The 20,704-nt window shown below is 65.9% G+C and carries 19 protein-coding genes; all 19 read right to left on the reverse strand.

Features of this window, described 5'->3' with window-relative positions:
• Window positions 1-9 precede the first annotated feature (9 nt).
• The 19 genes from A3M7_RS0117270 to A3M7_RS0117360 all read right to left on the reverse strand — a co-directional run bounded on the left by A3M7_RS0117270 (window position 10) and on the right by A3M7_RS0117360 (window position 20,635).
• Entirely contained in the window at window positions 10-1,218 is a 1,209-nt protein-coding gene (locus A3M7_RS0117270) for a glycosyltransferase (RefSeq protein ID WP_027545042.1), read from the reverse strand.
• Window positions 1,215-1,982, reverse strand: a complete 768-nt coding sequence (locus A3M7_RS0117275) for a class I SAM-dependent methyltransferase (RefSeq protein ID WP_027545043.1) — start codon at window positions 1,980-1,982, stop codon at window positions 1,215-1,217. Before A3M7_RS0117275 ends, A3M7_RS0117270 begins: the two co-directional genes overlap by 4 nt.
• On the reverse strand, window positions 1,979-3,100 hold the full coding sequence (locus tag A3M7_RS0117280; protein ID WP_027545044.1) for a DegT/DnrJ/EryC1/StrS aminotransferase family protein: 1,122 nt from the start codon (window positions 3,098-3,100) through the stop codon (window positions 1,979-1,981). The genes A3M7_RS0117275 and A3M7_RS0117280 overlap by 4 nt, the downstream gene beginning before the upstream one ends.
• Window positions 3,097-3,543: a hypothetical protein gene (locus A3M7_RS0117285; protein ID WP_027545045.1), complete on the reverse strand. Its 447-nt coding sequence runs from the start codon at window positions 3,541-3,543 to the stop codon at window positions 3,097-3,099. Before A3M7_RS0117285 ends, A3M7_RS0117280 begins: the two co-directional genes overlap by 4 nt.
• 127 nt (window positions 3,544-3,670) lie before the next feature.
• Window positions 3,671-4,849 (reverse strand): glycosyltransferase, encoded by a 1,179-nt coding sequence (locus tag A3M7_RS0117290; RefSeq protein WP_027545046.1) that lies wholly within the window; start codon window positions 4,847-4,849, stop codon window positions 3,671-3,673.
• 4 nt (window positions 4,850-4,853) lie between these two features.
• A complete protein-coding gene (locus tag A3M7_RS0117295) occupies window positions 4,854-6,158 on the reverse strand; it encodes a hypothetical protein (RefSeq protein ID WP_027545047.1) in 1,305 nt (434 codons plus the stop codon).
• 41 nt (window positions 6,159-6,199) lie between these two features.
• Entirely contained in the window at window positions 6,200-7,162 is a 963-nt protein-coding gene (locus tag A3M7_RS0117300; protein ID WP_027545048.1) for a UDP-glucuronic acid decarboxylase family protein, read from the reverse strand.
• Window positions 7,163-7,327: 165 nt separating this feature from the next.
• Complete coding sequence (locus A3M7_RS0117305) at window positions 7,328-8,077, reverse strand: glycosyltransferase family 2 protein (protein WP_027545049.1); 750 nt, start codon at window positions 8,075-8,077, stop codon at window positions 7,328-7,330.
• Window positions 8,078-8,088: 11 nt separating this feature from the next.
• The gene (locus A3M7_RS0117310) at window positions 8,089-9,492 is read right to left on the reverse strand and encodes a capsule biosynthesis protein (protein ID WP_027545050.1); all 1,404 of its coding nucleotides are present in this window, start codon (window positions 9,490-9,492) and stop codon (window positions 8,089-8,091) included.
• A 4-nt stretch (window positions 9,493-9,496) separates the two neighbouring features.
• Window positions 9,497-10,885, reverse strand: coding sequence for a surface carbohydrate biosynthesis protein (locus tag A3M7_RS0117315; protein ID WP_027545051.1), 1,389 nt, complete (start codon window positions 10,883-10,885; stop codon window positions 9,497-9,499).
• A 71-nt stretch (window positions 10,886-10,956) separates the two neighbouring features.
• Window positions 10,957-12,471: a hypothetical protein gene (locus tag A3M7_RS0117320; protein WP_027545052.1), complete on the reverse strand. Its 1,515-nt coding sequence runs from the start codon at window positions 12,469-12,471 to the stop codon at window positions 10,957-10,959.
• 10 nt (window positions 12,472-12,481) lie between these two features.
• On the reverse strand, window positions 12,482-13,303 hold the full coding sequence (locus tag A3M7_RS0117325; protein WP_027545053.1) for an SDR family oxidoreductase: 822 nt from the start codon (window positions 13,301-13,303) through the stop codon (window positions 12,482-12,484).
• Between the two features lie 13 nt (window positions 13,304-13,316).
• A complete protein-coding gene (locus A3M7_RS0117330) occupies window positions 13,317-14,018 on the reverse strand; it encodes an acylneuraminate cytidylyltransferase family protein (protein ID WP_027545054.1) in 702 nt (233 codons plus the stop codon).
• Entirely contained in the window at window positions 14,015-14,923 is a 909-nt protein-coding gene (locus A3M7_RS0117335; RefSeq protein ID WP_027545055.1) for a Gfo/Idh/MocA family protein, read from the reverse strand. Before A3M7_RS0117335 ends, A3M7_RS0117330 begins: the two co-directional genes overlap by 4 nt.
• Window positions 14,920-15,969, reverse strand: a complete 1,050-nt coding sequence (locus A3M7_RS0117340) for a nucleotidyltransferase family protein (protein WP_027545056.1) — start codon at window positions 15,967-15,969, stop codon at window positions 14,920-14,922. The genes A3M7_RS0117335 and A3M7_RS0117340 overlap by 4 nt, the downstream gene beginning before the upstream one ends.
• A 195-nt stretch (window positions 15,970-16,164) precedes the next feature.
• A complete protein-coding gene (gene neuB, locus A3M7_RS0117345; RefSeq protein WP_027545057.1) occupies window positions 16,165-17,235 on the reverse strand; it encodes an N-acetylneuraminate synthase in 1,071 nt (356 codons plus the stop codon).
• Window positions 17,232-18,410 carry a UDP-N-acetylglucosamine 2-epimerase gene (neuC, locus tag A3M7_RS0117350; RefSeq protein ID WP_027545058.1) on the reverse strand — a complete coding sequence of 393 codons (1,179 nt, stop codon included), beginning with the start codon at window positions 18,408-18,410 and terminating at the stop codon, window positions 17,232-17,234. Before neuC ends, neuB begins: the two co-directional genes overlap by 4 nt.
• Window positions 18,403-19,623 carry a LegC family aminotransferase gene (locus tag A3M7_RS0117355; RefSeq protein WP_027545059.1) on the reverse strand — a complete coding sequence of 407 codons (1,221 nt, stop codon included), beginning with the start codon at window positions 19,621-19,623 and terminating at the stop codon, window positions 18,403-18,405. Before A3M7_RS0117355 ends, neuC begins: the two co-directional genes overlap by 8 nt.
• Entirely contained in the window at window positions 19,616-20,635 is a 1,020-nt protein-coding gene (locus tag A3M7_RS0117360) for an NAD-dependent 4,6-dehydratase LegB (RefSeq protein WP_027545060.1), read from the reverse strand. The genes A3M7_RS0117355 and A3M7_RS0117360 overlap by 8 nt, the downstream gene beginning before the upstream one ends.
• Between the last annotated feature and the right edge of the window lie 69 nt (window positions 20,636-20,704).

The following is a 20,704-nucleotide window of genomic DNA, read 5'->3' on the forward strand; positions in this document are numbered from 1 at the left end:
CGGTCGTATTTAACGCGCGGTCAGCGCGAGCCGGTGCTTCAGCCGTTCCAGATGCCGGGCGAATTGCCGATGCCCGGCCTCGGTCTCCCCGGCAAACTGCGCGAGCCGCAGTTGTCCGGCCGCGCGTAGCCGCTCGCGCGTGCCGTCGGTGCGAAGGGCGACGATCGCGTCCGCCAGCGAGCGCGGATCGTCATAGTCGAACAGCAGCGCGGCATCGCCGGCCTGCGCCTTGAAGGCCTCGGGATAGATCACGGGCGTGCCGACCGCCCAGGCCTCCATCGGCGGCAGGTTGGTCGGGCCGAAATAGCTCGGCATCGCCAGCGCCGCGGCGCCGCGGTAGAGCGCGCCGAGCTCGGCGGACTCGACGAAGCCGATGATGGAGATCTGACCCGACAACCCGTAAGTGCGGATCGCGGCGTTGACCTTGTCGCGGCCGCCGCGGTCCGAGCCGCACAGCACCAGCCGTTCGGTGATGCCGCGCTCGCGCAGCAGCGCGAGCGCGGCGAGCAGCGTCATGTGGTTCTTGTGCGGCCAGAACTGCGCCGGATAGAACAGATAGCCCGGCTCGAGCCCGTACTTCGCCAGCACCGCCGCATCAGGGGCAGCGTCAGGTGCTGACTTGCTGACATAGGCCGATGGCGAGAACGGGATGCAGACCGCGCGCTCCCGTTCCATGGCGTAGCGGCGGCAGAGATCGTCGATCAGCTCGGGCGCATTGACGATCACGATCGCCGCCTTGGTGCTCGCGAGGCCGAACAGGATCTCGCGGCGCTCGAACTCGCCGAAGGTCCGGACCTCCGGAAACTCGGGCGCGTCGCGATGGCAACCGTCGAAGATCGTGATGATGAAGGGCAGCTGGTAGAGCAAGAGGTGCCGCTTCGAGGTCGAGGTGAAGTGCACGACGTCGATGCCGTCGCGGATCAACGCGCGTTCGAACGGCGATCTCAGCCTCAGCGCGATCTGCACGAGATCGAACGGCCCGCAATATTTCAGGAACAGGAAGGCATAGTCGAGCACGCCGAACTTGAGCAGGCCGGCTGCGACGCCGAACTCCTTCAGGATGTCCAGCGTCTTCGGATAGGGCGAGTACACCACGATCTCGTTGCCGGAGGCGGCCGCCCAGTCGCGCAGCCAGAGCAAGTCGTTGAGCGGCTGCTGAAAGCCGCCACCGACCTCGAGCGCCTGCTCCAGCATGACGGCGAGCCGCAGGGGTCTCACGGCGTGCCGCTCTTTCTGGCGACCGCGTAGGCGGCCCAGCTCTTCGTGTGCGGTGCGTCCTGGGTCAGCCAGGCGGCGTGGACGGCGGGCCGAAAGCCGCTCGCCTCGAGCGCCGCATCGATCTCGAACGGAAACCAGTAGCGCAGGTGGTGCGCTTCCTCGACACGCCGGATCGTGGCGCGATCCGTGTCCTCGCAGAACAACGTGTAGTTCACGGTGACGGTCGCGGCCTGCTCGTCGTGGTTGGATTGCGCGATGCGGGTGAGACGCAGCGGCTTCTGCTCGATCACCTTGACCCTGGTCTCGACGCCCTGCGCCAGCACGGCGCCGCCGTACCAATAGTCGAAGAAGAACACGCCGCCGGGCTTCAATGCGGCGTGCGCGGTGCGAAACATGGCCGCCAGCGCATCGCGGCTGGTCTGGTAGCTCGCAACGTGGAACAGCGACACCACCGCGTCGAAGTCGCGCTCGGGACCGGCTTCACGGGCGTCGCCCTGCCGGAACGGAATCGAAAGGCCGGCCTGCTCGGCGCGGGCCTTGGCACTCGCGATCATCTCGTGGCTGAGATCGATGCCGGCAACGGTCCAGCCGTCGCGCGCGAAGGCGAGAGCATGCAGGCCGGTGCCGCAGCCGAGATCGAGCAGCCTGCCCGAGGTGACGCCGTGGTCGCGCAGGCGCGCTTCGACGAACGCCGTCTCCGCCGCGTAGTCCTTGTCCCGGTAGAGGAGATCGTACCAGGGCGCGTATTCGGCGAACACCGTCACGCCAAAATCTCCTTCAGCGCCTGTGCGGAGCGCGCGATCTCGTCGTCGGTCAAGGCAAGGCCGCTCGGCAGGTAAAAACCGCGGCGGGCGATGTATTCCGCGTTCGGATGGGATTCGGCGAGCATCAGTCCCATCCGGCGCAGCACCGGCTGCTCGTGCATGCACCAGAAGAACGGCCGCGTCCCGATGCCTTTTTCGCCGAGGCGGCGCATCGCTTCCTTGGCGTCGAACGGTACGTCCTCGTTCAGCACGATGCCGTAGACCCAGTAGATGTTGTCGGCATAGCCGGTGCGGGCAACCGGGCGGCGGATGCGGTTGAGGCCCGCAAGATGCTCGTCATAAAGCCGGCCGATCCGGCGCTTGATCTCGACCGTGCGCGACAGGCGCTCGACCTGGGCGACGCCGAGCGCGGCCTGGAGGTTGGTCATGCGCGCGTTCCAGCCGAGCTCCTCGTGGACGAAACGCTGCTGCGGCTGGAAGCAGAGGTTGCGCAGGCCCTGTAGGCGGTCGGCGAGCGCGTCGTCGTCGGTGAGGATCATGCCGCCTTCACCGGTCGTGACGTGCTTGTTGGGATAGAAGCTGAAGGTCGAGACGTCGCCGAAGCCGCCGCAGGGCGCGCCGCGGTAGGTCTGGCCGTGCATCTCGGCAGCGTCCTCGATCACCTTCAGGTCGTGCTTGCGTGCGAGCGCCAGGATCGGATCGAGATCGACCGGCAGGCCGTAGATGTGAACCAGCATGATCGCGCGCGTGCGTGGCGTGATTGCGGCTTCGACGCCGTCGGCCGTCATGTTCCAGGTCGCGGCATCGCAGTCGACCCCGACCGGCACGAGGCCCGCCCGTACCAAGGCGGCGGCGCAGCTGATGATCGTGAAGGTCGGGATGATGACCTCCGAACCTTGCTCGAGCCCGAGCGCGTGAACGGCGATGTCGAGTGCGACGGAGCCGTTGGTCACCGCGATGCCGTGGCGCCGCCCCGCAACCTCGGCCATCGCCTGCTCAAAGCGCTTGATGAACGGTCCTTCCGACGAGATCCATCCGGTCCGGATACATTCGGCGAGATAGTCGGCCTCGTTGCCGTCGAGCAGCGGCGTGTTGACGGGAATGAACGGCGCGGTCACTGGCCAGGGCCCTTGATCCGGATTTCGGACCGGGAGACTTCGGCAAACCGCGTCTTGTCGTCTTCGCCGGAATAAGGACCCTGCTTGATCTCGAACATCTCGAGCGGTTCGAGCACGTGGAAGCCGTGGGCGCCGCTGCAGAGCAGGATGATGTCGCCGGCACCGAGCACGCGGCTTTCGAGATAGTTCTCCTCGACGGTGTAGAAGTCGACCTGGAGCTTGCCCTTCTGGATCAGGAGGGCTTCCTGGGTGTAGTGCACCTCACGCGTCACCTTGTTGTGGCGATGCGGCTCGATGCTCTTGCCCTTCGGATGGCTCATATAGGCGAGCTGCTGCGACAGTTCCGGCGACGAGAAGAAATGGATACCCGGCTCGCGGAACGAGGCGCGCACGATGATCGCGTAGAGCTGGTCGCCGAATCGAACATGTTCGACGTGTTCCATCCTGGGCCTCGACAAAAAGCGCTGTAATTAGAGTGACATAGCTGTATCGCTGCGCACTTTGGCCATTTTGGCCGGGACCGTCAAGGGCGGACGGAAGACAGCAATCGTCGTACCGGCCGGCGGGGATTTAACCGACGAAGGCCAGGATCTCCTCGACGCGCCGGCGGAAGGTATGGGCCGCAAAGGTCCTGGCCTGTCCCGCCTTCGCAATGGACAGGCGCGCCGCGTCGTCGGCGAGATAGCGTTCGATCTGCGCAAGGCAGTCCTCGACCGTGCGCCATGCCGCGACCTCGCGTTCGGGCGCGAACAGCGTATCCAGGTTGTCCTTGAAGTCGGTGAGCAGGAAGGCGCCGACGCCGGTCGCTTCGAACAGCCGCGCATTGCCGGCCTCGCGGCCGGCCATGTCGATGTGCGAGTTGAGCGTGACGCGCGAGGCGCGCAGCGCCTGGTACATCTCCACGCCCCAGACCTCGCCTTGATGGCAGCGGTGCAGCGGCGAGGAGGCGGGGAGGGTATGCAGGCCGCTGCCGTAGAGCTTCAGATCGTATCTCCGAGCCACCGCTTCGAGTTGTGCCACCCGTTGCTGGTGATCTGCCGACACGGCGCCGACGAAGGAGATGTCGATGCTGCGTTCGGGCGCAGGCGGTAGAACGTTAAGGATATCAGGCTCGAAGGCCAGATGAACCACCTCGGATCTGACGCCGGCATTGCGGAAGGAATGAACGACACTGAGAAGCTGCGAGATCATCAGGTCGTAGGCCGACCAGTCCTCGCCGCGCGAAGGAACGATGCCGACCTGGCCGATCAGGATTGGGCGGCCGATCTGCTTGATCCGGCGCGCAAGGCGCGTGTCGACGTGAAATAGATCCTGGTTGAGGACGAGATCGGGTTTGAAGTCCTCGATCTGCGCCAGCAGGATAGTTTCGGCTTCCGCGTCGAGACGCGGGCTGAGGCCGACCTTGCGCGCGAGCGGTCTCAGCATCGGCTTGAACGGCGCGACCGCGCGTTGCAGCCAGCCAGGAACGGCATCGCGCGCGGCCGGCGCGCCGGGCGGCGGCGGCTCGGTGACGGCAAGGCCATGCTCGCGTGCCCAGGCTGCCCGCATCCAGGGATTGTTGACATGGATGTCGGCGGCTGTGTGCCCGAGGCCGGCGAAATTGCGCGAGTAGAAATCGGCGACGCCGAACAGGCTGGCGTTCCGCGCCGCCATCTGCGCCGCATAGGGCTCGTTCTCGAGACCCGGCCGGCGCCGGTAGAGCCAGGAGAGGAAGCGAGGATAGTCGGCGTTGAGGATCAGGATGCGCACGGCGTCACGACTTCGGTTCGAACAGGCTGCGGGGCATCACGTACCAGAGCAGGAACAGGATCGCGATGCCGTGGGTGAGCATGGCAACCGAGAGCGGCACGTTGAGCAGGACGTGCGGCAGCACGCCTGATGACATCAGGACGAAGCGGGCGGGAAGTCCCGCGGAGGCTCGGTTGCCGAGCGCCAGCACGAAGCCCGATGCGAGCGCGGTCAAAGGCGCAAGATAGAGGCCGACCGATGCGACCCCTTCGGTCGCAAACAGCGACGCATTCAGGTTGCCGAGGTCGTAGGCCTCCTGCATCACGACCGCCAGCGGCGCCTGGTAGGGACAATGCGTCAGCGGCTTGAGGACGGATATCTGGCAGAACCAGGTCAGCGGGTGGCTCGAGAAGAAATTGTTGTAGATGTCGAGGGCGCTGGATGCGGTCGCCATCATCCGGATGTTGACGAGGTCGAAATACTTGCCGGGAATGCTGTTGATGGAGGCACCCGTCAGAACGATCAGGATGAGGCCAAGGAGCATCGGGACGAAGATCGATGCGATGGCTGAAGTCCTCGCCTCCAGAAGGCGCGAGAGCACGGCCAGTACGATCAGCCAGGCGGGTGTGAAGAAAGCGAACTTCGTCAGCGTGATCGGGTAAAAGAACAGGAGCAGGATCAGCACCAGGCCGGCGCGCCAGCGATGGCCGAGCAGCCAGTAGCAGGCGAAGGCGAACGGCAGCAGCATGCTGGAGACCCAACCGACGAGATATCGCACCGGGCCGGGAAAATCGAGCGCGCCGCGGTACTCGTAGATGTTCGCGACCGCGACCAGGCGGAAATTGTAGGTCGAGGCGACGGCAATTGTGCCGATGGAGACCACCAGGATAGCCGTGAGCAGATGCTCGAAGCCGGCATTCGACAACGTGACGAGCTGCCGCAGCGGCGCCTTGACGAACAGCACGGGCAGCAGGAAGAGCACCAGCGCCAACGCCGCCGAGATGCCTGCGGGCAATTGCGGGTAGCTGTAATACGAGAACACGTCGATCCACAGGAAGCCGAGGATCATCGTGTAGAAATAGAACCCGGCGAAATAGCCGAAGCTGAAGCGGGCGACGACGAACAGCAGCGAAACGACGGAGAAGCCGAGCGCGACGATGACCGCGATCCAGACGCGCTCCTCGCTGAAGCTGATATAGTACTGGAAGGTCGCGACCTTGATCAGCGACAGGCAGGCGACGGCGCTGTGCAGCAGCACCAGGAGCGTCAGCGCAGCCTTCGAGTCCAGCCGCAATCGCAGGTCCCTGATGATGCCGGACGGTTCGCTCATGGCGGACATGCTCGCTGCGGACGAGGGGAGTTGCGAGCGGATCAGGCGATTTCGAGCGAATGCTTGAAATAGGCGATGGTCTCCTTCAAGCCGTCCTCGAGCGCGACCTTCGGCTCCCAGTTCAGCGCCGCCTTCGCCTTGGTGAGGTCGGGCTGGCGCTGGCGCGGGTCGTCCTGCGGCAGCGGCTTGAACACCAGCTTGGAGCGCGAGCCCGTCAGCTCGATGACTTTCTCGGCGAGCTCGCGGATGGTGAACTCGTGATTGTTGCCGATGTTGATGGGGCCGGTGATGTCTTCGTGCGTCACCATCAGCCGCATGATGGCCTCGACGAGATCGTCGACATAGCAGAACGAGCGGGTCTGCCCGCCGTCGCCGAACACGCTGATCGGCTCGCCCTGGAGCGCCTGGACGATGAAGGATGAGACCACGCGGCCGTCATTGGGCTGCATGCGCGGGCCGTAGGTGTTGAAGATGCGCGCGACCTTGATCGGCAGGCCGTGCTGGCGCCAATAGTCGAAGAACAGCGTCTCGGCGCAGCGCTTGCCCTCGTCGTAGCAGGAGCGGATGCCGATCGGGTTGACGTTGCCCCAATAATCCTCGGTCTGGGGATGGATCAGCGGATCGCCATAGACCTCACTGGTCGAGGCCTGGAAGATGCGCGCCTTCAGTCGCTTGGCAAGGCCCAGCATGTTGATGGCGCCGTGCACCGATGTCTTGGTGGTCTGCACGGGGTCGCGCTGGTAGTGGATCGGCGAGGCTGGGCAGGCCAGGTTGAAGATCGCGTCGACCTCGATGTAGAGCGGGAAGGTGACGTCGTGCCTGACCGCCTCGAACAGCGGATTTGCGATCAGGTGGGCGATGTTGCGCCGGCTGCCGGTGAAATAATTGTCCGCGGACACCACCTCGGCTCCGGCATCGAGCAGCCGCTCGCAGATGTGCGATCCGATGAAGCCGGCGCCTCCGGTCACGAGGATGCGGCTGTTCTTGTAGCTTTCAAACGGCATGATCGGTTCCAGACTGTCCACGGCGGCCGGCAGAGTGGTATCGGCAACAGCCGGACTCGCCAATAGCCAAGTGGCCTTGGGTCGAGGTATTTAATTACCTCTACTGTGCATGGGGTTGTTTTCGCCATTTTTTCGGGTGGGCGGGCCGGGCGCCCGCCGTCGAGGCTAGAATTCCCGCCGCTTCAGCCAGGCCCGCGCGCCCCAATGGGCAAAACACCAGGCCGACCTGATCAGGGAGAGGTGCTCGACATTGCGGTAGATCTGCCAGACCCATTTGGCCGAGCGCGCCGGGCGGCTGGAGACCGAGGAGCCCCTGACGCGGTAGCGGGCAAGGTCCTCGTCGAGGCCGTAGGCGGTGTGGCCGCGCTTGAGGATCGAGAGCCACAGGCAGAAATCGTCATAGCCCTCGTTCTTCATCGCAATGGGACCCGCGATCTCGCGGTCGACCATCGCGGTCAGCGTTGCGATCGCGGTGTTCTTCAGGAGCTGCCCGTAGGCGAGCGAGGCGGGCACCGAGATCAGGCGTCCGGTGAGCGTGTTGGTCTCGTTGATGCGGCGGAAGGCGGTGTAGCTGAGGGCGGCCTGCTTCTCCCGAGCGAAGGCGAGCTGCCGCTCGAGCTTCGCGGGCAGCCACAGATCGTCACTGTCGAGGAAGGCGAGGTAGCGGCCCTGCGCCCGGTCGATCGCGGCCTGTCGCGCCAGCGCCGGGCCGCCGTTCCGGGCCTGCCGGATCAGCTTGACGCGAGGATCGCGCTCGCCGATGTCAGCGATGATCTGCGGTGTCCGGTCAGTCGAGCAGTCGTCGGCGATCAGGAGCTCCCAATCGGCAAAGGTCTGGCTCTGCACCGAGCGGATCGTCTCCTCGATCAGGCCTTCGACGTTCCAGGATGGTGTGATGATCGAGACGAGCGGCATGTCGGGTCCGTTCAATTCACGCGGGCGGGCTCGGCGATCGCGGCGCGCAAGGAGGCCGCAAACGTATCGAGCAGTTTGGGATCGCTGATATAGAGCTCGCCCGGGAACGACCTGCGCCAGGCCGATTCGAAATAGGGCGCGCCCCTGGCCGGATCGAACGGCCCCGCGCGCAGCGCCTCGCGCAGCCGCGCGGGCACGTCCGCCAGCCGATCGACCGCGTAGACCAGCGGGCAGGAGCGGTAGAACGCATCGCCCATCACCACGACCGGCTTGCCGAGCAGCAATGCTTCAGCGCCCGACTTGCTGTTGACGGAGATGACCGCATCGGCGCGGTTGAGCACGGTGTAATTGTTGGTCTGCGGCGGCAGCAGCACGAAATTGTCGAACCGGCGCGCCAGCTCGAACAGGCGGTCGGCCGAGATCGCGCCGATCTGGGCGGGATGTTCCTTGACCACCAGCACATGCGAGTCCGGGATCGTCCGCAGCAGGAAGTCGACGGTCGCGACCTGGTCGAGATAGTCGGGCGAGCGCAGCGTCAGCGCCATGTCGGCCGGAACGTGGAACGGATAGTAGACGAAGGGCACGTCCGGAATCGGCTTGTAGAGCTTGCGCAGCCGCGTCGCGTTGAGCGCCATCGCAGCGTGCACGCGGGCGTGGCGCAGATTGTGCCCGAACTCCTGATGCTTGCCGAGCGCGAACTGGTCCCACAGCTTTTCGGTGAGGCGGCGGGCGTTGCGAAGGTTCACGACTTTCTTGAAGGCCGCCGAATAATGGTGCTGATCCTTCTTGGGGATGACGATCGCGCGCTGCGTCAGCGTATCGTCCAGATAGGCCCGCACCTCGGGGGACATCGTATCCGCCGGCGTCGGCATCACGTCGGGAGCGGCGAGGCTGTCGGGCGTAAAATACATCCGGCCGCGAAAGAACGACGGTTCGATGAACCAGTTGCGGATGTTGCGACGCCTGGCGGCGTAGAAGCTCGCGATGACGGAGAGAAAGCCGCCCAGCTCCTGGACCAGCTCGACGGACCTGCCCTGCGCCTCCAGGCGGTCGAGCAACGCCTCCATGGCGTTGGCATAGATCATGAAGCGCCGGCGCAAAGCGGCAGTATCCCTGATACCGAAAGTAAAACGCTCATGGCTGAACAGGAAATTGGTCCCGTCGAGGCCGTAAGCGGCGACGCGCGCATCGAATGCCCGGCGATCGTCGGGCGAGGGGCCGGCCTTGAGGCCCTCGCGGTACATGTTGGTAACGGGCACGCCCTCTGCCGCCGACATCTCGGCGCTGCGGTCGTCGAAGGCGAGCAGCTCGACGTCGTGGCCCGCCGCGCGCAGCCGCTGTGCGACCGGAATCCAGAAGCGGGTCTGGTATTCGGCAAGGGTGGTGATGAGAATGGTTTTTGCAGATGTGGCCATGAGTCTATCGGGCGGGTTCGATGGCAATGCTCGCGAGCGGCAGGCCCGTCGTCGCGCAGTGCGCACGTCTTGCCGTGAATTGCGCCGGGCTCGCGCGATCATGGGTCGCGATACGCTGAAGCAGGGTGTTGACGAAGATCGGCTCGATCCGCTTGTCGCGCCGGGCTGGATTGAACCGGCTGCGCAGCCGCTCCGTGACGGCCGATCCGAGCATCGCGCTGGCGGCGCCCTTGACGATCTGCCCGATGCTCGGCTTGTCGCGCGTGCCCTTCACGGTCGCCAGCAACGAGACGTAGGACCGGCGCGAGCCTGCAGTGCGGGTCAGGACATTGGCGACGCGTTCGGCGGCCTGTCCGTCGTTGAGATGGAAGAAAGCCTCGATATCGGCGGCATGAACGCGTGCGAAATCGAAGGTCTCGGTCTCGCGCTCGATGTGGTCGATCGCGCCGAGCAATTCCTCGAACGAGGCGACGGGCCGGCTCACCCGCGCGGGCAACGCGGCATGGCCGGCCGTCGTCGGCGTGTTCAGATACTCGAGCTGCAGCGGCAGCTTCCCGAGCAGCACCGATTCGACGGCCGTGCCGCAGTTGAGATGAACGACTGCAGCCGCATTGCGGATGCGGTCGAGCACGCTGCCGGTGCCGTCGATCACGACGTTGGCGTGGCGCGCGAGCGCGTTGCGATAGACGTCCTCGCTCTCGAAAGGATGCGGACGCACGAGGATGTTGCGGTCGGGCCGCGCCGCGGCAAGCCGGCCGATCTCGGCGAGATACTTCGCGAATACCTGCTTCAGGTCCGTGATGAAGCGATCGACATAGGCCCCGTCCCAGCCGGCCCGCACCATGGCCTCGCGCTCACCGCCCGGCTTGCCGGTAAAGCGTGAATTGACCAGCGGGAAGTTGGCGTTGACGAGCAGATAGCCGCGCGGCTCGCCATCGAGAAGCGCACGCCAGCGCGGGGCCGCAAAGTCGAAGCGTGGGCATCCGGTGAGGTGCAGCTGCTCCGGCTTCATGGTTTCCGCCGCCAGGAAGGCATCGTGAAGCCGGCTGCCCCAGAAGAAATAGCCGGCCAGGATGTCGGCGTAGCCACTTTGCCTGATGTGTGCGGCCATCGCCGGCGGCGAGTTGCCACCCGTCTCGGCAAGCACGCCGCCCTCGGTGTCGAGCACGTACAGCGCGAGGCCGGCCTTGGCGAAGCTGCGCATCAGGTCGAGATTGACCGGCCGCGCGTAGTTGACGACCAGCGTATCGAGCCCGAGCCGCGGGACATCGACTGCCTGCTCATACATCGGCACCAGCACGACGGAGACGCCGCGTCGCGCGAGCTGATAACCGAGCATGACTGCCCCCGGCAGGTCACGCTTGGGGTGATCGACCACCAGGCCTATGCGCACCGTTCGCGTCTCCTCGTGGACTCAACCAAGGCGGTCATCGGTCTCCCGAACATGCTGGGCGAAATAGAGAGCTAGGTCGAGGCCCAGCCGAAGCGATGGCCCAGTTCCGTGAAGATCGCCCGTTGGCGCTCTTCCAGAACCAGGAAATATTGCAGGGACCAGCTCACGACGCAAAATGCGGCGATCGCAAGCCCGAGTCCCCAGAAGCCGTCGATGGCGACGTAGTCGGCAAGCTTGAGCAGCAGCAGGCTGACGACCGCGAGAATGACCGCTTGGGCGAGAAGTGCTCTGAGGAGGCGGTGGGAGTCAAGCTGCAACCCGCGGCTCACGGCACCGATCTGCAACGGTAGAATCGCGGCGTTGCCGACCACCTGCCCGAGGATCAGCGCGCGCTCATCGAACATGTGCAGCGTCGCAACCGCCACCACGGCCCAGATCGCCAGTTGATAGATCATCAGCCGGTTCAGGCGCGATTGCACGTCAGTGCGTGTCAGGAACATGACGTTGCCAAACGCGAGGTACTGAGCGCAGATCGGCACCACGAAGCTCAGGCCCATCCAGACCGCGTAAGGAACCATCTGCGGCCCGATCCATGCCTGCATGATCTCGGGCGACAGCACGGCGGCCGCCATCAGCGGCGGCACCGTGAACATCGGCAGGATGACGAGGCCGAACTCGCCGAGCCGCTGGAAGGCGTCGGCGTTGCCGCGCTCGTCCAGACGGCTCGCGACCGGCAGCAGTGCCGACGTCAGCAGGCCGATGACGACCTTGGAGACCCGCGATAGCCGGACCACGGTGTCGTACACGCCGACGCCCTTGGGTCCGAACAACAGGCCGACGAGGAAGGGCTGGACCGGCAGCGCCAGGCCGCCGGTCAGCTTGCCCTGCGCGAACAGTGCGCAGCGGTGGAACAACTCGCGCCGGATCGGCGCGTCCCACATCGCGAGCCGGACCTTGCGCACGACGGCGACGAAGGCCGCGATGAACACCAGACATGCACGCATCAGGGTACTGGCGAGATAAATATAGGCCACGACTTCGAACGAAGCCGCGGCATGGGAGGCCCAGATCGTGCCGGCGACATAGATGATGGTGGAGCCCACCTCCGCCAGCCGCAACACGTTGTAGCGCTCAAAGCCCTTGACGATGCCTTCCCAGACCAGCGCCGGGATCAGCACCAGATTGGCCAGCGCCGTGTAGCGCAGGATCTGCGAGAACCGATCGACGTGGACGGGATCGACGCGGAGCGCGATGCTGAGATAGGGCGCGCTGATCCAGATCGTGACGGCAAGAAGCGCGCCGAGGCCGGCGGCCATCACGGTCAGCAGCGCAAGCTGCTGGCCAGCGCGGCGCCAATTGCGGTGTTCGCGTGCGCGCGCCACCGCCTGCGTCGTGACCTCGGACAGGCCGAGATCGAGGAGGCCCATCATGCCGCTCGGCAGCAGGATGCGCGCCAGCACGATGAGGCCGAACTCGGTGACGCCCCAGGTCCGGATGATGACCGGAATGACAATCAGCCCGAGCACGGCCGCGACCCCGAAGGCCGCGCTGGAGATCACCGTGTTGCGGATCAGCTGTTTGAGCATGCGCTGCTGCTTACCACGCGCTCAGTCCGCCATCGACCGCGATGTTCTGGCCGGTCACGTAGGACGCAGCATCCGACACCAGGAACAGCATCGTCCCCACCATCTCGTCCGCTCGGGCCATGCGGCCGAGCGGAACGCGGGCACCGTAACGCTGCTTGAAGGTTTCGTTCTGTCCGCTCTCGACCCCGCCCGGGGTGAGCGTGTTGACGCGGACGCCTTTGTCTGCCCAGTAGGTCGCAAGGTGCTTGGTCAGGCCGATGACGCCGGCCTTGGATGCGGTGTAGACCGCCGGCGTATTGATGGCACGGCCGAGATATTCGGAGCCTTCGTAGATGCGCTGGTCGGGGGCCATCAGGCCGTAGATCGAGGCGGTCTGCACGATGGCGCCGTAGCCGTGCTCGGCCATTCGGCCGCCGAACACCTGCGCGACGTTGAACATGCCGTCGAGATTGACCGCCATGATCTCCCGCCAGATATCCTGCGAATATTCTTCGACGGGCGCGAAGAAGGCGTCGACATCGCGGGTCTTGCTCGCGGCGTTGTTGAGCAGGATCGAGACCGGTCCGAGGTCGGCTTCGATCGCATCGGCGGTGTCGCGCACGGAGCTGGGCTCGGTGATGTCGCAGCCATAGCCTCTGGCGCGGACGGAGTGGCGTGAAGTGAGGTCGGCTGCCGCCGCATCGGTCGCGGCCTGATCGAGATCGACGATCGCGACATTGGCGCCGAACTCGGCGAGGCCTTCGGCAAAGCGGCGTCCGAGGATGCCGCATCCGCCGGTGATGACGGCCGTGCGGCCGGTCAGATCGAACAGAGCCTTGAAGCTCGTGGTCATCGCTTGGGCCTCCTCAGGCCGGCATTCGTTGGCGCAGCAACAGTTCAACCAGCGCAAAATCGAGATCGGAATCGATGTCGATCGAGCGTTCTTCCGGCATCTCGAACAGACGCGTGTCCGGATAGAAGACCGCGGGCCGCTCCAGGAATGACGCGACGCGCCAGACGTAGATCGACGCGTTCATGTCGAAGCAGCGCGGCGCATCCTGCCGGCGCGTGATCGGAGGATTGGTAGATTTGGAAAGACCAACGCTGCCGTCGGTGCGCTGCTCGACCAGGTTGAAATAGGGCGAGCGGCGGGCCGGCGCGCCAGTGATGACGTTGGGTGCGCCGGACTGACGTAGCAGATCCACCGCACCGGTGATGTCGGAGGCAAGCCTGAGCGGCGAGGTGACGTCGAGATCGACGAAGATCTCCGGCGTTCTGCCCGTTTGCGCGATGGCCTGCTCGAGACAATGGCGGATCGCCGGCAGCTTCGGCGCGGTATCGGTCGCCATCTCGTCCGGACGCTTGACCGCAATGTCGGCGCCGGCCTTCAGTGCCGCCTCGAGCAACGCGTCTGAATCGCTGCTGAAGGCGATCGCCTCGAACAGGCCGGTCTCGCGCGCCTGCGCGATGCTCCACGCGAGGACGGGCTTGCCCAGGAGATCGCGCGCATTCTTGCCGACGACCCCTTTCGAGCCGCCCCGCGCGCAGATCGTGCAGAGCAGACTCATGGCGATATCCAGGTCTTGGTGCGCAGCGCGCGCTCGCTGGCGTCGATCAGGTGCACGACGCCGAGTGCCTCGGGCAGGGAGCAGGCCGGGCGCGCGCCCCGCATCGCCGCGACATGCATGTCGCGATAGCTCTGGTCGCGCTCGCTGGCAAAGTCCGTCGCCTTGCCGTTGACGACGAGGCGGCTGCCGACGAGGTCGGCCTCGATGGTGTCGTCGTCGACATTGACGCGAATGCGGCGGATGCCCTGGCGGTCGAGGTAGTCCATGTGCACGTGGACCGATGGCGCCCGTTGCATATCGATCAGCAGGTCGAGGTGATCATCGACGTCGATGTCGCGTGCGCCGGACGCGCCGCCGAGGGCGGCGACACGATGCCACGGCCCGAACAGCCACAGGAGATAGTCCAGCTCGTGGCTGAGATCCCTCAGGACGCCGCCGCCGGCGTCAACCGTTGCGGATGCGGTCGTGCGATGGTCGCGGCCGGGCCGCCAGTCCCTGATGTCCTGGCCGACATAGGCGGCGACCGTGATCACCTCGCGCCCGCGCAATCTTTCGACGAGCGCCGTCATGACCGGATGGAAGCGAAGATTGTATCCGACACTGACATGGGCGAATGGATATTTCGGCGGAGCCGCCGCTGTTGCGAACAGCGGCTTCTCGACCAGAACCGCGCCGCGGAAGCCGGCCTGCGCGAGGTCTTGCAGGTCGTCGGCATGACGTGCGGTCTCGGTGGCAATCACTGCGTAATCCGGATGCGCGCCCGCGACAGCCTGCGCGATCGACCCATAGTCGCCGCCGTCACGGCGGCTCACGGTCGCGACCCGAAGGCCAAGCTCGCGCAGGACCCGCGCATGCCTCGTGCCGATCGAGCCGAGGCCGATCACGACGGCGGTTGTCGAGGTCACGGGAAGACCTCGTGAAACTCCGCATGCGCCTGCTCGAAATCCTCCAGGCGGCCGATGTCGAGCCAGTATTCGCGGATCGGGTAGACCGCGACGCGTCCCTTGCCGGCGATCACGCGCTCCAGCACGGTCGGCATGTCGATGCTGACGCCGGGCGCGACATGGCTGAAGACGGAGCTTCCAATCACATAGATGCCGGCGCTGACGAACCAGCTTTCGGTCGGCTTCTCGCGAATGGCCTGGAGAAAGCCGTCCGAGGTCGAAACCACACCATACGGGACGTGCACCTTGTGCTCACGAACGGCCATCGTCGCTTCCGCCGGCGTTCCGTTGTGGAAGTCGAGCAGCGCTCCGTAATTGATCGTGGTGAGGATGTCGCCGTTGGTGACGATCATCGGCAGATCCGGCGGTGTCGCAAAGAGCCCGAGCGCGCCGGCGGTGCCCAGGCGTTCGGTCTCCTGCACGTACTGGATATTGGCGCCGAAGGCGGCGCCGTCGGCGAAGTAGTCCTTGATCGTCTCGGCCTTGTAGTTGACCGAGATGTAGATGTTGCGAAACCCCTGCTCCACCACGTTGCGGACGATCGTCTCGAGCAGCGGCCGGCCGCCGACATTGAGCATGGGCTTCGGGAGGTCGCGCGTCAGCGCGCCCAGGCGTTCGCCGAGGCCGCCCGCCATGATCAATACCGGATTTGCGTTATGGCGCGGCTCGAGCAGCTCATCGAGCGTTTCGACCACGACCAGATGGCCACCCTCGTCGACAAGCGGGAGCTGCTTGATCGACTTTTGCCGCATCAGATGCAGGCGGTCGTCGCGCGGCAGTGTCGCAGGTGCCGACACCGGTGCGCGGTTCATGATGTCGATCGCAAGTCCGGCGAGCGGAATGCCGCGCAGCAGCCCGCGCCTGACATCGCCGTCGGTGACCACGCCGAGCAGGCGGTTCTGGTCGTCGAGCACCAGCGCAATCTGGATGCTGCCGCTCTCGATCGCGGCGATGGCCTCGCCCACGGTCGCCTGCGTTCCGACGACGGCTTTACGCCAGGATTTCATGGCAATCTGCCTCGTATACGCCAGATATCGGGGGGCGGCCCACGGCTGAGCCTGCTATATCGCGGCTGCGAGAGGCGCCGTCAACCCCGGCGTTCCGTGGGCCGAATCAGTGGTTTGAAGACCCGCGGCCGGCCGCTGAGATCGGTGCACGCAGGCGGCCGCGAGCATGCGCGGGGGGCCTGCCGAGCCGCGTCGTTAAACCGGATCGTCCGGCTCGAGCGCCCGCGGCGCCGCCGTTCCGATCAAGGACCAATAGTCGATCGGCGGCCGGCCTGCGCCCGGCCGCTTGGCGGTGATGTCGGCCGGGCCGATGATCTCGCCGGCCCGCAGTGCGCGTGCCGCCACGATGCTCTTGCGCGCCACGGGCACATTCCTGATCTCTGACTCTTTCGGCGTCTTCACGCCGTCGCCGAGCGCGGCTTCGACGTTGCGAATGGCGCGCACCATCCGCCCGAAATCGTCCGGCTCGAGCGAGGCTGCGTGGTCAGGACCGGGCGCGTTGCGATCCAGTGTCAGGTGCTTCTCGATGATGGTGGCACCGAGCGCAACCGCGGCCACCGAAATCTCGAAACCGTCGGTGTGATCGGAATAGCCGACCGGAAGCTGGAACGCGGATCGCATCGTCGCCATCGCGGCGAGGTTCACATCCGCGATGGGGCAGGGATATTCGGTCGTGCAATGCAGCAGGCTGACGTGCCGCGCGAGCGCGGTGCGCGCCGCAGGATCGCGCCATGCCGCGCGGAACGAGACGACGCCGGCAGGATCGATGCGCTGCGCGTAGCCATGGGCCAATACGCCCAGGGCTTCCTCGATCTCACCGAGTGTCGCCATCCCCGTCGACAGGATCAGTGTCGCGCCGGCCCTCGCCGCCGCATGCAGCAGTGGTGCATTGGTGAGATCACCCGATCCGATCTTGATGCGCGGCAGCTTCAGCGACAGCAAGAAGCCGAGCGAAGCATCATCGAACGGCGTCGACAGGAATTCGATGTCGCGTTCGGCCGCGCGCGCAATCAGCGTGTGGTGTGCGGCCTGCGGCAGTTCGAGCCGCTCCAGCATCGCGAGCTGGCTCTCGGCGGCGTCCGTCGTGCGCTGCTGATAGTCGGCCTTCTTCGCCGCGCCGCTCGTCAGCGCCTTGGCGTTGAAGGTCTGGAACTTGACGATGTCGGCGCCGGCGTCGGCTGCCGCATCGACCAGGGCCAGTGCCTTCTCCGGGCTGCCGTCGTGATTGACGCCGGCTTCCGCGATGATCAGCGTGTGCGTCGTCATGGCCGCGCTCCGCTTGCGGGAAGGTCGTAGAAGCCCTTTTTCAGAAGCTGTCCGAAATCGGGGATGCCGGCAATGATGTCGGCAAAGCGCCGGCTGGAGTCGCCGTCGCCGTAGGGGTTGACGGTGGCCTGACGGCCGCGCCCGAGCGCTTGCGAGATGGCGGCGCCGATGGCGCCGCGTTCGGATGCCGCGTGAAACACCGAAGCCGCGCGCTCGCGCCCCTTCTGGCGGTCGCCGACGTCGACCGTGGGAACGCCGAATGACGGCGCTTCGAGGATGCCGCTCGACGAATTGCCGATCACCACGTCCACCTGGCTCATCAGGCTGAGATAACGGTGCTGTCCGAGCGAGGCGACCGCGATGGAGTTCGGCCGGCCCGCCGCGAAGGCCTTGGTTCGGTCGTTCAGCGCGCGTCCCTCCGCATCGGCATTGGCGAGCGTGAAGATGAGACGGAAGGCGGGATCGAGCGTCGACAGCGCCGCGAACAGCTCGTCCAGCTCGGCCATCGAGCGTCCGGCCTCGACCGTGACCGGATGGAACGTCACGAGCGCATTGCGCTCGCCGAGCGGCATGCCGACCGCACGGCCGATACCGTCGCGGTCCATCAGGTCGAGATGCCTGATGGCGTCGATGCCGACCGAGCCGATGGTGTGAACGCGGGACGGATCCTCGCCGAGCTGCGTCAGCCGCTGCGTCGAGCCCCGGTTGCTGGTGAAATGCAGATGCGACATCTTGCTGATGGCGTGACGAATGGACTCGTCGACCGCGCCTTCGGTGACGTCGCCGCCGAACAGATGCGCCATCGGCAGCCGCATGAACATCGCGGCCTGCGCGGCCGCGAACATCTCGAAGCGGTCGCCGAGCACGACGACGAGATCCGGCTGCAGCCGCGTGAAGGCATCGGCAAAGCCGATCACGCCGAGCCCGACGGATTTCGCGACGCCGGCACCGGTGTCGCTGGCGAGCAACGTCTCGACGCGCTCGTCGGCTTCGAATCCCTCGTCGCGGATGGCGTTGAAGGTGTAGCCGAACTCCGGCGCGAGATGCATGCCGGTGGCAATGAGCTGAAGCGTCAGGCCTGATGTCTCGCGGATCGCGCGCATCGGCCAGACCAGCAGCCCGAAATCGGCGCGGCTGCCGGTCACGAAGCAGATATTTCGTGCGATGCTATTCATCGCGGGCCCGGATGCTGGCGCTCGAGGGCAGGTTGATCAGCCGCCGCTCGATCGATTCGGCCGTGGCGAGATCGCCGCGCGGGCTTTGCGCGAACATCGGCAGGCGGTGCATCAGGGTCCAGGCGGGACGCGCGCCGAAGCCGGCTTCGTTCAACGCCGTGAGCACGTCGTCGCGCCGCTGCGCATACGCCTCGTCGAGCAAGATGGCGTTCAGCCAGTAATTGCTCGTGGTGCCCTCGGGCTCGCGCGAGAAGCGCACGCCGGGCACGTTCGCAAAGACGCGCTCATAAGCTGCAGCCAGCCGGCGCTTGCTCGCCAAAAATCCGTCGAGCTGCTCGAGCTGCGCGCAGCCGAGCGCGGCGTTCAGGTTGGGCAGGCGGTAGTTGAAGCCGATCTCGTCGTGCACGAAGGCCCATTTGTGCGGCAGCTTCGCGGTGGTGGTGAGATGCTTGGCGCGGCGCCCCAATTCCTCGTCATTGGTGAGGATGGCGCCGCCGCCGCCGGTGGTGACGATCTTGTTGCCGTTGAAGCTCAGCGCCGCGAGCCGGGCCTGCGATCCGACGGCGTGGCCCTTGTAGGTCGAGCCCAGCGATTCCGCGGCATCCTCCACCAGCGCAATGCCCCACTCGTGCGCGATCGCGGCGATCTCGTCGAGCTCGACGGGATGTCCGAACGTGTGCATCGGCGAGATCGCGGCAATGCGGCGTCCGGTCTCGCGATTGATCGCGCCCCTGGTGGTCCGCTCGGCGATTGCCTCGAGCCGCGTGGCGAGGGCGCGCGCATCCATGCCGAGCGTCGTGAGCGAGCTGTCGACGAAATGCGGCACCGCCCCGCAATAGGCGATCGCGTTCGTGGTCGCGATGAAGGTCAGCGCGGGCGACATGACTTCCTCGCCGGGCTCGACGCCGGCCAGCCTGAAGCAAGCGTGCAGCGCTGCGGTGCCGTTGACGACGGCGACGGCCCGCCTGGCGCCCGTCACTTCTTCCAGCATGCGCTCGAAACGGTCGACGAACGGGCCGACCGAGGAGACGAAGGTGCTCTTGATGCACTCTTCGAGATAGGCGACCTCGTTGCCCGCGAACACAGGCTCGTGCAGGCCGAGGACGCCGTTGGGCGTGCCCGCCGCGCGCCGGACGGCGTCGACCACGGCCTTAGGATCGAACGCGCGCGCGTCGGATCCGGTAACAGCAGTGCCCACCGTTGCCTCAGACATTGTAGACGTCCGCCTTGTAACGGCTGAGATTGGCGGGGTTGGTGAACCAGCTAACCGTCTTCTCGATGCCACGGCGCATGCCGTCGAGCCCGCCGAATTCCGGCGCCCAGCCGAGCTGCTGGCGCGCCCTGGAATTGTCGGCCCAGAGCCGCTCGACCTCGCTGTTGGCCGGCCGCAGGCGTGCCTCGTCGGTCTCGATCTCGATGTCGACGCCCATCACGTCGGCAATCATCTCGACGGTCGCGCCGACCGATATCTCGAAGCCGCTGCCGAGATTGATGGTCTGGCCGACGCTCTGTTCGGCCGGCGCGGTGAGGCCGGCGATCAGGCCGCGCGCGGTGTCGGTGACGAAGGAAAAATCGCGCGTCGGGCTGACGGCGCCGAGACGGATCTTGCGCTTGCCGGTCGCGATCTGGCTGATGATGGTCGGGATGACCGCGCGCGCCGACTGACGCGGTCCGTAGGTGTTGAACGGCCTGATGACGACGACCGGCATGTCGAACGAGGCCTGGAACGACAGCGCCATCTGGTCGGAGGCGATCTTCGAGGCCGAGTAGGGCGATTGGCCGACCAGCGGATGATTTTCCTTGATCGGTACGATTTGCGCCGTGCCGTACACCTCGCTGGTCGAAGTCTGCACGAAGCGCCGCACGCCGGCCAGGCGCGCCGCCTGGAGCACGTTCACCGTGCCGCGCACGTTGGTCTCGACGTAGGAATCGGGCGCAACATAGGAGAAGGGAATCGCGATCAGCGCCGCCAGGTGCAGCACGTCGGTGCAACCGCTGGCGGCCGCGATCATGAAATGCGGATCGCGGATGTCGCCGGCCACCACCTCCACGGACTTCATGATGTCGGCTGGAACCGTGTCCAGCCAGCCCCAGGAATTGAAGGAATTGTAGTAGACGATCGCCTTGACGCGGGCCCCGGCCTTCACCAGCTCCTCGACGGCATGCGAACCGATGAAGCCATCGCTGCCGGTAACGAGGACGCGGGCGTCCCTCAGATCTGCCATGCCGGACCCCAGAAGGCGATTAAGCCAGTGTTCGCAACAAGATGGCGCTATAGCACACTGGCGGTTGCG

This window comes from Bradyrhizobium sp. WSM2254 (assembly GCF_000472645.1).
GTDB lineage: Bacteria > Pseudomonadota > Alphaproteobacteria > Rhizobiales > Xanthobacteraceae > Bradyrhizobium > Bradyrhizobium niftali.

Bases quoted from the DNA above. Each gene is read 5' to 3' on its own strand.
- A3M7_RS0117305 (WP_027545049.1), bottom strand. From the start codon at position 8,077: ATGCCGCTCGTCTCGATCATCACACCATCCTGGAACGTCGAAGGCCTG.
- A3M7_RS0117355 (WP_027545059.1), bottom strand. From the start codon at position 19,623: ATGTCTGAGGCAACGGTGGGCACTGCTGTTACCGGATCCGACGCGCGC.
- A3M7_RS0117295 (WP_027545047.1), bottom strand. From the start codon at position 6,158: ATGAGCGAACCGTCCGGCATCATCAGGGACCTGCGATTGCGGCTGGAC.
- neuC (WP_027545058.1), bottom strand. From the start codon at position 18,410: ATGAATAGCATCGCACGAAATATCTGCTTCGTGACCGGCAGCCGCGCC.
- A3M7_RS0117320 (WP_027545052.1), bottom strand. From the start codon at position 12,471: ATGCTCAAACAGCTGATCCGCAACACGGTGATCTCCAGCGCGGCCTTC.
- A3M7_RS0117330 (WP_027545054.1), bottom strand. From the start codon at position 14,018: ATGAGTCTGCTCTGCACGATCTGCGCGCGGGGCGGCTCGAAAGGGGTC.
- A3M7_RS0117340 (WP_027545056.1), bottom strand. From the start codon at position 15,969: ATGAAATCCTGGCGTAAAGCCGTCGTCGGAACGCAGGCGACCGTGGGC.
- A3M7_RS0117325 (WP_027545053.1), bottom strand. From the start codon at position 13,303: ATGACCACGAGCTTCAAGGCTCTGTTCGATCTGACCGGCCGCACGGCC.
- A3M7_RS0117310 (WP_027545050.1), bottom strand. From the start codon at position 9,492: ATGGCCACATCTGCAAAAACCATTCTCATCACCACCCTTGCCGAATAC.
- A3M7_RS0117360 (WP_027545060.1), bottom strand. From the start codon at position 20,635: ATGGCAGATCTGAGGGACGCCCGCGTCCTCGTTACCGGCAGCGATGGC.
- A3M7_RS0117285 (WP_027545045.1), bottom strand. From the start codon at position 3,543: ATGGAACACGTCGAACATGTTCGATTCGGCGACCAGCTCTACGCGATC.
- neuB (WP_027545057.1), bottom strand. From the start codon at position 17,235: ATGACGACGCACACGCTGATCATCGCGGAAGCCGGCGTCAATCACGAC.
- A3M7_RS0117300 (WP_027545048.1), bottom strand. From the start codon at position 7,162: ATGCCGTTTGAAAGCTACAAGAACAGCCGCATCCTCGTGACCGGAGGC.